This is a genomic window from Candidatus Thiothrix phosphatis, assembly GCF_035668035.1.
In the GTDB taxonomy this organism is placed as follows: domain Bacteria; phylum Pseudomonadota; class Gammaproteobacteria; order Thiotrichales; family Thiotrichaceae; genus Thiothrix; species Thiothrix phosphatis.
This window is the reverse complement of the sequence record NZ_JAYMYJ010000120.1, coordinates 1-11,684: the sequence shown is the minus strand read 5'-3', so window position 1 is coordinate 11,684 and position 11,684 is coordinate 1. Positions and strand designations below refer to the sequence as shown.

The window sequence follows — 11,684 nt, the reverse complement described above, 5'->3', positions numbered from 1 at the left end:
GCTTGACCGACCGGTCAGATAACCCAACCTTAACAAAAGGAGACATGACGATGACCACAGCTACCCAGACCCTCGACGCACGCGGCCTCAACTGCCCGTTGCCCATTCTGCGCACCAAAAAAGCGCTGAACACCTTGCAAGCGGGCGAGACGCTGCAAATCCACGCCAGCGACCCCGGTTCGGTCAAGGACATGCAGGCGTTCTGCCAGCAGACCGGCAACGAACTGGTGGCGTCCGGCGGCGTTGACGGCGAATTTTCCTTCCTGATCCGCAAAGCCTGAGGAGACGCACATGACCGCAGCCGCACAAACCGCACCCGCCACACTCGACAAAAGCGTCTTCGAGCAATGGTTCGATGAACGCTTTGAACAAAAAATGGCGGAACGTGAAGCCAACCACACACCCTCCATGACCATCATCGCCACCAAAGGCACGCTGGACATGGCCTATCCGCCGTTCATCCTCGCCTCCACCGCCGCCGCGCTGGGCTGGGACGTGGCGGTGTTTTTCACCTTCTACGGCCTGGAATTGCTGAAAAAGAAACTGGATCTGAAAGTCAGCCCGCTCGGCAACCCCGCCATGCCGATGAAAATGCCGCTGGGGCCGGAGTGGCTGCGCCAAAGCAGCCTGCCGATCCCGAACCTGATCATGGCGGGCATCCCCGGCTTTGAAAGCGCCGCCACCCGCATGATGCAGATGACCATGCAGCAGAAAGGCATCGCCTCCATCGAAGAGTTGCGCGAATTGTCGTTGGAAGCCGATGTAAAATTGGTCGCCTGCCAGATGACGGTCGATCTGTTCGGCTATAAAAAAGAGGATTTCATCCCCGAAGTCAGCGACTGGATCGGTGCCGCCAGCTTTCTTCCCATCGCCCAGAAAGCGGATGTGAGCCTGTTTGTATAACCCCCTCCCACACTGAAAGCGGCAGGCTTCCGCAAGGGGACAGCCTGCTTTTTTTCAGCGATTGCCGTCACAAAACTTTACTTTTTCCCCATTTACCAGCATAAAATGCGCCCTTGTGACCAATCGAAACACAGACTGCAAACGTCTTCAGCATAAAAAATGAGCGAAAATCTGGTAATCGTAGAATCTCCGGCGAAGGGAAAAACCATCCAAAAGTACCTCGGCAGCGGCTTTGAAGTGCTCGCTTCCTATGGGCATGTCCGCGACCTGATCCCGAAGGAAGGCGCTGTCGACCCTGACAACGGCTACGCCATGCGCTATGAAATCATCGACCGCAACCAGCGCCATGTCGACGCCATCGCCCGTGCGCTGAAAAAGGCCGACAACCTGTTTCTGGCGACTGACCCGGACCGCGAAGGTGAAGCCATTTCCTGGCACCTGTACGAATTGTTGAAGGAGCGCGGTGCGCTGCAAGGCAAGAACGTGCAGCGCGTGGTGTTCCATGAAATCACCAAGCGCGCCATTCAGGAGGCCATCCAGCATCCGCGCGACCTGGCGCAGGAACTGGTGGATGCGCAACAGGCGCGGCGCGCGCTCGATTATCTGGTCGGTTTCAACCTTTCCCCGCTGTTGTGGCGCAAGATCAAGCCCAGCCTGTCCGCCGGACGCGTGCAAAGCCCCGCCCTGCGCCTGATCGTGGAGCGCGAGGAAGCGATTGAAACCTTTGTCCGCCAGGAATACTGGACGATGACGGCGCAGAACGAAAAGGATGCGCAAGCGTTCAGCGCCCGCCTGCACACCCTGGATGGTGCCAAACTCGACCAATTCGACCTTAATAATGAAGCGCAGGCCACTGCGGTGCGCGCCCGCCTGCTGCAAGCCGCCAACGGCAAATTGCGGGTCAGCAAGGTGGAAAAGAAACAGCGCAAGCGTTACCCCGCGCCGCCGTTCACCACCTCCACCCTGCAACAGGAAGCGGTGCGCAAGCTGCGCTTTTCCACCCAACGCGCCATGCGCATCGCCCAGCAACTGTACGAAGGCATTGACCTCGGCAGCGGCCCGGTCGGCCTGATCACCTACATGCGCACTGACTCGGTGAACTTGGCCAACGAAGCCATCGCCGAACTGCGCGAACTGATCGGCCAGCGTTACGGCCAGAAAAAACTGCCGGAAACGCCCAACTTCTACAAAACCAAGTCCAAGAACGCACAGGAAGCGCACGAAGCGATCCGCCCGACCTCCGCCCTGCGCGCCCCGGAGCAGGTCAAGGCGCACCTCAACGAGGAACAGTTCCGGCTGTACGAGCTGATCTGGAAACGCACCGTCGCCTGCCAGATGATCTACGCCACCATCGACACCGTGTCGGCGGACTTGGATGCGGAACCGGGCAGCTTTTTCCGCGCCACCGGCTCCACCATCCGCGACCCCGGCTTCCTGCTGGTGTATGAGGAAGGGCTGGACGACCGTGCCAGTGAAAAGGAAAACCCGCTGCCGCCATTGGCGGAAGGCGAAAGCGTCACGCTGCACGACATCCTGGCCGAACAGCACTTCACCGAACCGCCGCCACGCTATTCGGAAGCCTCGCTGGTCAAGGCGCTGGAGGAATTCGGCATTGGCCGCCCCTCCACCTACGCCAGCATCATTTCCACCTTGTTGTCGGAAAAGCGCGGGTATGCGGAAATGGACAACCGCCGCTTCATCCCCACCGACCTCGGGCGCATCGTCAACCGCTTCCTGACCGAGCATTTCACGCAGTACGTCGACTACAGCTTCACCGCCAATATGGAAGACGAGCTGGACGCGATTTCGCGCGGGGAAAAGGCCTGGGTGCCGGTGATGGACGAGTTCTGGCAGCCGTTCCGCAAATTGGTTGACGAAAAGATGGGGAATGTCAACCGTAGCGACGTGCTGCAATCGCGCGAACTCGGCGTCGACCCGAACAGCGGGCGGCCAGTTTCCGTGCGTCTTGGCCGTTACGGGCCCATGGTGCAGATCGGCACCCGCGATGACGAGGAAAAGCCCGAGTTCGCTGGCCTGCGCCCCGGCATGAAGCTCGACACCGTGACGCTGGAAGAAGCGCTGGAACTGTTCAAATTGCCGCGCCATCTGGGTGAAACCGCAGACGGCAAAGCCATCAGCGCCAACGTCGGGCGCTTCGGCCCCTACGTCAAATTCGGCGACCAGTTCGCCTCGCTGAAAAAGGAAGACGACCCGCACACCATCACCCTGGAGCGGGCGCTGGAACTGATCGCCGAAAAAATCCAGAAAGATGCGGAAAAAGTCCTGCGTGATTTTGGCAACGGCATCCAAATCCTCAAGGGGCGCTGGGGGCCTTATTTGCAGCAAGTGGTCAAACGCAGCAAGGTTCAGGCGCGCCTGCCCAAAGACCGCGACCCCGACAGCCTGACGTTGGAAGAATGCCAGGCATTGCTGGCGACGGCGGCGGAAGCCAAAACCGCCAAAAAAGCGGCGAAAAAAGAAGAGGCCGCTACGGATGCTGACAAAGCCACGGTGGAAAAGCCCAAAGCCGCGCCCAAAAAGGCCGTCACCCAGGACAAACCCGCCACCGCCAAAAAACCTGCAGCCCGCAAGAAATCGGCTGGCTGAACATGGTTTCGGCAGACCCTGATTTGCCTGCCGCCCTGCGCTGCATCCGCCAGGGCGGCGTCCTGGCCTATCCGACCGAAGCCGTTTACGGCCTGGGTTGCAATCCCGCCGACCTGGCCGCCGTACAGCGCATCCTCACCCTCAAGCAACGCCCCGCCAGCAAGGGGCTGATCCTGATCGCCGCTGATTTCGCCCAGTTGGAGCCATGGCTGAAGCCGCTGGATGATGTCTTGCTGGCGCGCGTCCTGCCGTCCTGGCCCGGCCCAGTCACTTGGCTGCTGCCAGTGCGCCCGGAGGTTTCCCCGCTAATCCGTGGCGACCATGACACCCTGGCGGCGCGCGTCACCGCCCATCCGGTTTGCCGGGAACTGTGCCTGCAACTCGGCCATCCGCTCATTTCCACCAGCGCCAACCTCAGTGACCAGCCGCCCGCCCGCAGCGCACAGGCAGTCCGCCAACAATTCGGCGCCCAACTGGATTGCATCCTCGACGCCCCGCTGGGGGAGCAGGCGCAACCCACCGAAATACGCCATGGGCTGACCGGGGAAATTGTCCGCCCGGCGTGAAGCACATACCATCCGCCCTCATGCAGATCCAAATCCTTGACAAGCTTGACGACATCCCCGCTGCACAGTGGAACGCGCTGGTGGCAGACGGCAACCCGTTCCTGCGCCACGAATGGCTGGCGGCACTGGAGCATCATGGCTGTGTGGGCGAGGAATTCGGCTGGCTGCCGCGCCACATCGCCGTTTACGAACAAGGCGAGTTGGTCGCCGCCATGCCACTGTACGAGAAATACAACAACTACGGCGAATTCGTCTTCGACCATGCCTGGGCGGAAGCCTACAAACAGCGGGGCATGCGCTATTACCCCAAACTGGTGTCCGCCATCCCCTATTCGCCGGTCAGCGGGCAACGGCTGCTGGCGCTGGCGGGGCGGGAAGCGGAACTGTTCCCGATGCTGCTGTCCGCTGCCATGCAAGTCGCCGAAGCCCTGCAAGCCAGCAGTTTTCACTGCCTGTTTCCAACCGCCGCGCAGCTTGACTGGCTGATGCAGCAGGGCCTGACCATCCGCCACGATTGCCAGTTCCACTGGAAAAATCAGGGCTACCAGACCTTCGAAGACTTCCTCGCCGCGCTGCAACCCAAAAAACGCAAAAACATCCGTCAGGAACGCCGCAAGGTGATGGACGCAGGCATTACCCTGCGCCAATTGGATGGCAATACGGCGACGGATGCGGACTGGGAACGCTTCGCCTTTTTCTACCAGCTCACCTTCGAGAACAAATGGGGCGTGCCGACCCTGAACCTGGGCTTTTTCCGTGAAATGGCGCGGGCGTTGGGGGAGCAGGTGTTGTTGGTGATGGCAGATAACCGTGAGGGCGAATGTGTCGCCGGTTCGCTGATGTTCCGCAGCCACACCCGCCTGTACGGGCGGCACTGGGGATGCACGGAGTATTTCGACAGCCTGCACTTCGAGGCATGTTATTACCAAGGCATCGACTACTGCATCCGCCACGGCTTGCAGGTCTTTGAACCGGGCGCGCAAGGGGAACACAAGGTGCCGCGCGGTTTCATCCCCACCCTGACACGTTCAGCCCATTGGCTGCGCGAAGCGGCGTTCCGGCAGGCTGTTGAACGCCACGCACTTTATGAAAAGGGAACCGTGCAGGATTATATGCGCACAGCCAGCCAACACTTGCCCTATCGGCCTGACATCCTGCCGCCAGAATAAAGAAACCGGAGACCAGCTCCGGCAGCAGAGAGATCCATCACTCTGACAAAATGGGAGAACGTTCTCCCTATCGGCGAAACTCAGGTGTTGACCTTACCGTCATCCGCATACGCGATCTGATAACGTTTGACCCCCTGGAACATGGCGGAAGCCAATTTCTGCTGGTAGTCAGTTGTGCGCAGGCGCTTTTCTTCGGACGGGTTGCTGATGAAGGCGGTTTCCACCAGCATGGATGGGATGTCCGGCGAACGCAGCACCACGAAACGGGCGCTTTCCACCTGACGGCGCAACGGGTTGTTGACTTTGGACAATTCGCCCAGCACGCCCTTCGCCAAGTTCAGGCTGCGGTCAATCATCGCATTTTGGCTCAGATCCAGCAGGATGGAAGCCACCTTGCTGCTGGTGTTGCTGAGGCTGTGGCTACCGAACTTCACATCGTAGGAATTCTCACTTTCCGCCAACAGACGCGCCGCTTCGCTGGAAGCGCCAACTTCTGAAAGGATGTAAACGGATGAGCCACTGACCCGCGAACTGGGGCTGGCGTCAGCATGAACGGAAATGAACAAATCCGCATTATACTGATGGGCGATGTCCATGCGGTCGCGTAACGGAATGAATTTGTCGCTGTCACGGGTCAGGATGGCCTTCATGCCCTTTTCACGGTCGATGCGGCTTTTCAGCTTGCGGGCGACTTGCAGCACCACATCCTTTTCACGGGTGCCGCCAGGGCCAATCGCCCCAGGATCCTTGCCGCCATGGCCAGGATCAATCACCACAATGAACTTGCCTTTGCCGGGTTCGGGGTTTACCGGACGTTCTGAATCGCCCTCCGGCTTTTGTTTCCTGGCTTTACCGCTTGTGTCTGACTTTTTCTTCGCCTTGTCGGCCTTGTCAGGTTTCGGCTGCTCGGCCTCAGGCTCGGAAGCTTTGCCGGAAGCGCCTTTGCCGGTCGGCTTCATGGTGACGTTGAGGACATTGCTGCTGCCGTCGGACTGCATGGCCGACTTGACCGACACCTGTTCCTGCATATCCAGCACAACCCGCAAACGGCCATCGTTGCGCGCCGCATAACGGATGCTTTTGAGCGGCGCACGGTCATACGCCCCCTCTTTCAGCTTGCCCGCCATCGTCGTGTTTTTCAGGTCAATCACCACCCGGTCAGGCGAATCTAGCGTGAAAACCGCATATTTAACCGGCTCATCCACCTGCAACGAAAATGTCAGCGTATCTGCCGAACCCGACAGCTTGGCACCGGTCAGGCGACCAGGACGTGAATTGTCAGCGATGGCGACATCCTGCACAGCGAACCCACTGACGATGCTTCCCGCCAGCGCACCCAGTTTAAGAATGAAGCCTCTCCGGGTTAGGTTGTTAGTGTTCATGGCCTAAATCTCAAGCAATACTCACCTGCAACAAAGAACCGCTCTTTGCTGAACAGTTTTTAGATAATGAATGGGTTGGTGCTTCTTTCCTATTAGTATTAGACAAGAGCCAGATATTTTTCAAGTTGTTTTTTAGTAAAACTTTGCAACTATATGATAATTAATAATTTATTAACTCTAGAAGCACTTCGCGCGCTGTGCCGCAGTGACGGAGGTGGACACGTAAATCCGGCTCCGGCAACCAGCCACCCGCCTTCTCCGGCCACTCCACCAGACACAATGCGTCGGGGCGTAGATAATCGCGCATCCCCATAAACTCCAACTCTTCCGGATCACCCAAACGGTAGAGATCGAAATGGTAAATGTCGCGCCCTTGCAGATGGTAGGGTTCGACCAGGGTGTAAGTGGGGCTTTTGACATTGCCCGCATGCCCCAGTTCCCGCAACAGACCGCGCGTCAGCGTGGTTTTACCCGCCCCCAGGTCACCATGCAGCGTAATCAGCCCGCCGGAAGGAAACCGTTGCCCCAGACTTGCCCCGAACGCCAGCATGGCGGCTTCATCTTCCAGCCGTCGCCAATTGTTCATAGGTTGATTGCTTCCCGTAAATGCGCCAGCAGGTCGCTGGCCAACAAACCGCGTTCACCGCCCATGGCAGCCAGATCGCCCGCACGGGCATGCGCCCATACCCCAACTTCTGCGGCGGCGCGCAATGCCAAGCCTTGCGCCAACAAGCCGGTAATGACGCCGGTCAAGGCGTCGCCCATGCCACCGGATGCCATGCCGGGATTGCCTGCCGGACAGAACGCCACGCCCTCGGCGGAGGCGACCAATGCGCCTGCGCCTTTCAACACGACCACACCGCCGTATTCGTGTTGCAGGCGGCGGGCGGCAGCGACGCGATCCTGCTCGATCGCAGCGGTTTCACAAGCCAGCAGGCGGGCGGCCTCGCCGGGATGCGGCGTCAGAATCCAGTCGTCGCGATGGCTACGGGTCTGCGCCAGCAGGTTGAGGGCGTCGGCGTCCAGCACTTTGGGCTGTTCTGCGGTCTGGACGATGGTAAGCAAGCCGCGCGACCAAGCGGTTTGCCCCATGCCAGGGCCAATGCCGATGGCGTCAATGCGTTGCAACAATGGCCGCAAGTGGACGGGGGATTCGATCGCATTGACCATCAGTTCCGGGCGCAGCAGGTTGAGGACTGGCGCATGTTCCGGATGGGTGGCGACCGACGCCAACCCGCTACCGGCGCGCAACGCCGCTTCCCCCGCCAACCGCACGGCGCCGCTCATGCCGGGCGCGCCGCCCACCAGCAAGGCATGGCCGCAATCGCCCTTGTGGGTGGAGCGGCGGCGCGGCGGCAGCCAGCCAGCCAAGGTGTGCGAACCAAGCACCTGCATATCGGCGGGAACCCGTGCATAGACCTCATCCGGAACCTCCAGGCGGGCAAAATGCAACTCGCCGCAGTGATCACGCGCCCGCCCCGTCAGCAGCCCGGCTTTCAGGCCGATGAAGGTGACGGTCAGGTCGGCCTCGACCGCGCAGCCACAGGGCTGGCCAGTGTCCGTGTGCAGGCCGGAGGGAATGTCCACTGCCACCACCGGCGCGGCCTGTTGGTTGAGCAGGTTGATGGCGGCGGCGTATGCGCCTTCCACAGCCCGATCCAGGCCGGTGCCGAGCAGGGCGTCGACCATCACCTCCGCCTCCGGCAACTGGCCATCAAACGGCAGGGCTTGGCCGCCCGCCGCCATGAAATCGCCGAACGCCTGCCGGGACGCATCCTGCAAGCGCAACACATCCCCCAACGCCAGCAGCGTGACCCGCCAGCCCGCCTGCAAGGCCAGCCGGGCAATGACGTAACCATCGCCGCCGTTGTTGCCCCCGCCACACAGGACGCACAGCGAGCGGGCGTCAGGCCAGGCGGCGCGGATGTGGCCGAAAACAGCCTGCCCCGCCTGCGACATCAGCGTGTAAGCCGGGATGCCGTATTCCTGAATGGCGACCTGGTCGAGCTGGCGCACCTGCGCGGCGGTATGGACACGGTGTTCGATTGCCGTCATGCAAACATTCCTTGATATTGGGGTTAGGGAAAGTTTATGCCGGAATAGGAAAAAGTGGAAATCCGGCGACGCCCAGATATGGCAAAACTTAGGCAAACTTGTTATAAAGACTGAGCAAGGGCATTTACATTATTTCCATACGGGAATTCTCCTGTAACCCGGCGAGGGATGTTTTCATGAACCCAATGCAGCGCAACGCCCTGGAGTGCCAGGCTATCAGCGAGGCTTTTTTATCTTTGCATGAACAGGATGGTTTCACCCGTTTACCGCCCTCCTCGCTTTTGCACGATTCAGTGCCAATGTCATTTGTCATGAGCGCCGGATTGATCCAGGTAGAAAACGACCTGGACAAAATCGTAGCGGAAACAGGTGGCAAGTTTGCTTTCACCCAACCCTGTTTCCGGCATTTTGACATGAAGCAGGTGGGGGAAGACCCCACACGCTTGAGCCTGTTCCATATGTCGGCGGCGTTCCATATCGGCTGTAGCAAACGGGAAACCGTATTGCCGCGTTTGTGGCGTTTTCTGACCGAGACGCTAGGGCTGGAAAAAGACCGTCTTTGGGTGACTTATCTGGATGATGAAGAATTCGGGCGGGATGAGGCGAGTTATCAGTGCTGGAAAACCTTGGGCGTAGAAGAAGGGCGGCTTGTAGGGCTGGATCAAAATCACTGCTTCTGGCGGCAACGCTCATTGGGGCAGATTGCCAGTGATGGAAAGAAATGCGGGCCACATACGGAAGTGTTTTATGAACGGCCTGAAGTTTCCTGCCCAAGCTGTGAAAGCGTGGAAAGAGCGATTGGCTCCTGCCGGTGCGGGCGGTTTGTGGAGATTTCAAACTCACTATTTATTGAGAATTATATTGCGGATGATGGTTCGCTGATTCCGGCGGATACGGTGTTTGCAGAGTGTGTGGTGGGGTTGGAGCGGAGTGCCATGATTTTGCAGGGTGTTTCCACTGTTTACCAAACCTCGCGGTTTCGGGAATGGCACCAGCATATTGGCAAATTACTTCACCCGCCCCTATCCATTGAGCAGAAAAACTCCCTCAATATTGCGTTTGATCACCTATCAGCTTTTGTGAAGCTAACCAACGACGGAGCACCAGCACCCGGAAAAGGCGGACGTAAATATATCATGCGCAGGCTGGTGCGGGATGCGATGAATCAAGTTCAACAATGCGGGTTGGATACAACCTTCCTATTGGAGGTTTTGCTGAAAGACCATCACCCAACGGCTTTGGAGCGGCTGCAAGAGGAATGTGTACGTTTCAACAGATACGTACAGCCTATAAATGACAATGCACGGTGTGTTAACCATGACGGCAAGTGAGCCAAACATGACGGACAAGAATAGCGACTTTCTGTGGGAAACCGTATCTGAGGTTGTTGACCAGCTTCAATATTTCGTTGATCAAGCCGATGATAAAGCCTCAAGTTCCACCGAACTTATACAAAAGCTTTTGGGGATTGAACACCTCCCCGGTATTAGCAGAGAAGAACTATCCATTGTTTATTGCGAGTATGGCACGCAAGATTACAAACTGATTGTTTATGCTGGGGAAGAAATCGAGGATGGCCTCACTCCTGAAGGCGCTTTTTATTCTGGCAACCAATTCATCACGGACGTTGCCATCAACTCAATGAAAGCCGACAAATACCCTTGGTTCAAAACAAAAACAGAATGTAAGGATGCCGGATTTGCCGGGTTCGGAACTGTGATGATTATACCCATGCGTTTAGGCCGTGATAGACGGCTCGGTGCTTTCATCATTCACAGTAAAAAGGAAAATGCTTACGACAAACGCCTTCAGCGCGTTCTGGACGTGCTCAGTGACCGGCTTGCCGCCTTGATACGTTCGCTACGCCGCCGTTTGCGGGATGAACTCACCTATGAACTACGCAACAAATTATTAGAACAGCTGACATCCAATGACGAAAAAAGGATGTTCCATAGCGAATGTGAAATTTTGGATAAAGTTCTAAAGCACTTGAAGCAATGGTATAAACATGATCGTATCCATATCCTTATTAAAAATCCGCTGGATATAGAGAACTACTTTCTGGCAACTGATGAACAAAGCGAAAACATCCGTGCAGGCTTCCGCTCCACCCAAGTGCTGGATGAAAAAAGCCTATACCAAATTGTAGGGGGAAAAGACAATCTTGACGCAATGAGAGCCAACCCATCTGCTGATGCTTTCAACAATGACAACCAATCTGTTGCATCGCGCGGTGCTATCCGCAACCCAAGCAAATTGCCAAACATCCATGAAGAATGCCAATCTTGGTTAGGTGTGACCATGCATCACCCGGATGGTTATGTGTTTGGGCATATTGTGTTACATGACATAGGAATGCCCCACGCCTACGATAATGATGACCTCCGCTTTATGGATGCCCTTGCTGACTTTCTTGGTTTTTTTCTGGTGGAATTCCGCACCAAGAAGAAAAAGTCCGTAATACAAAATCTTACCGCCACATCTTTGGATAAAACACAAGAGCTTTATACTACAGTTGCTGATTACTTGGAACGTTTTTATGGAGTCAAGTATTTCCAAATTTGGACTGTGAACTTTTCTTCGCATAAATGGAAACCAGCTTGGCCTATAAAAGAAAATGAGCATGATATTATCCAAACCATGAATGATAGTGTTCAAAATGAAATTACCCATTTTGCTATCCAATATAGGATTCGTCCAAGCTATGGGAGTGATCCGCTAGTACTTTCACTAGGAAAACAGAATCATCTTGTCACCCCTATGCGGACTGGAAGTTCAGCAGAACGTATTATTGGAGCGTTTGTGATTCCAGCCCCCAATCCCGGCAAAATTGCTTCATATGTAATTGATGAAGTTTCCGATGCACTAGGTAATAGGCTGAACAGTCTACATAGACAACATCGCTATGAAGCTCTGACAACATTCGTCAATGAAGTTAGCAGGCTGCCTTTATGCCTTTCAAGGTGAAAAAGCAGACAATAGGCTTTTCACCTTGATGAGCA

Annotated in this window: 10 protein-coding genes; 7 read left to right on the top strand and 3 right to left on the bottom strand. The window is 56.8% G+C overall.

Features of this window, described 5'->3' with window-relative positions; translation table 11 throughout:
- The first annotated feature begins 50 nt into the window (after nucleotides 1-50).
- The 5 genes from VSS37_RS13525 (at nucleotide 51) to VSS37_RS13505 (ending at nucleotide 5,245) form a co-directional block, all read left to right on the top strand.
- Nucleotides 51-281: a sulfurtransferase TusA family protein gene (locus VSS37_RS13525; protein WP_324696055.1), complete on the top strand. Its 231-nt coding sequence runs from the start codon at nucleotides 51-53 to the stop codon at nucleotides 279-281.
- A gap of 10 nt (nucleotides 282-291) precedes the next feature.
- Nucleotides 292-903 carry a sulfur carrier protein DsrE2 gene (dsrE2, locus tag VSS37_RS13520; RefSeq protein WP_445971490.1) on the top strand — a complete coding sequence of 204 codons (612 nt, stop codon included), beginning with the start codon at nucleotides 292-294 and terminating at the stop codon, nucleotides 901-903.
- A 159-nt stretch (nucleotides 904-1,062) separates the two neighbouring features.
- Nucleotides 1,063-3,510, top strand: coding sequence for a DNA topoisomerase I (locus tag VSS37_RS13515; RefSeq protein ID WP_324696053.1), 2,448 nt, complete (start codon nucleotides 1,063-1,065; stop codon nucleotides 3,508-3,510).
- A gap of 2 nt (nucleotides 3,511-3,512) precedes the next feature.
- Nucleotides 3,513-4,076 carry an L-threonylcarbamoyladenylate synthase type 1 TsaC gene (gene tsaC / locus VSS37_RS13510; RefSeq protein WP_324696051.1) on the top strand — a complete coding sequence of 188 codons (564 nt, stop codon included), beginning with the start codon at nucleotides 3,513-3,515 and terminating at the stop codon, nucleotides 4,074-4,076.
- A 20-nt stretch (nucleotides 4,077-4,096) separates the two neighbouring features.
- A complete protein-coding gene (locus tag VSS37_RS13505) occupies nucleotides 4,097-5,245 on the top strand; it encodes a GNAT family N-acetyltransferase (RefSeq protein ID WP_324696049.1) in 1,149 nt (382 codons plus the stop codon).
- An 80-nt stretch (nucleotides 5,246-5,325) separates the two neighbouring features.
- On the opposite strand, the gene VSS37_RS13500 is transcribed toward VSS37_RS13505, so the two are convergent.
- From VSS37_RS13500 to VSS37_RS13490, 3 genes are all read right to left on the bottom strand, one after another.
- On the bottom strand, nucleotides 5,326-6,627 hold the full coding sequence (locus tag VSS37_RS13500) for an N-acetylmuramoyl-L-alanine amidase (protein ID WP_324696047.1): 1,302 nt from the start codon (nucleotides 6,625-6,627) through the stop codon (nucleotides 5,326-5,328).
- Nucleotides 6,628-6,787: 160 nt separating this feature from the next.
- Nucleotides 6,788-7,213: a tRNA (adenosine(37)-N6)-threonylcarbamoyltransferase complex ATPase subunit type 1 TsaE gene (gene tsaE / locus VSS37_RS13495; protein WP_324696045.1), complete on the bottom strand. Its 426-nt coding sequence runs from the start codon at nucleotides 7,211-7,213 to the stop codon at nucleotides 6,788-6,790.
- Nucleotides 7,210-8,682, bottom strand: coding sequence for an NAD(P)H-hydrate dehydratase (locus tag VSS37_RS13490; protein WP_324696043.1), 1,473 nt, complete (start codon nucleotides 8,680-8,682; stop codon nucleotides 7,210-7,212). Before VSS37_RS13490 ends, tsaE begins: the two co-directional genes overlap by 4 nt.
- Nucleotides 8,683-8,858: 176 nt before the next feature.
- On the opposite strand from VSS37_RS13490, the gene VSS37_RS13485 reads away from it, so the two are divergent.
- The gene (locus tag VSS37_RS13485; RefSeq protein ID WP_324696041.1) at nucleotides 8,859-10,013 is read left to right on the top strand and encodes an alanine--tRNA ligase-related protein; all 1,155 of its coding nucleotides are present in this window, start codon (nucleotides 8,859-8,861) and stop codon (nucleotides 10,011-10,013) included.
- A gap of 7 nt (nucleotides 10,014-10,020) precedes the next feature.
- Nucleotides 10,021-11,649, top strand: a complete 1,629-nt coding sequence (locus tag VSS37_RS13480; RefSeq protein ID WP_324696039.1) for a GAF domain-containing protein — start codon at nucleotides 10,021-10,023, stop codon at nucleotides 11,647-11,649.
- Nucleotides 11,650-11,684: the final 35 nt, after the last annotated feature.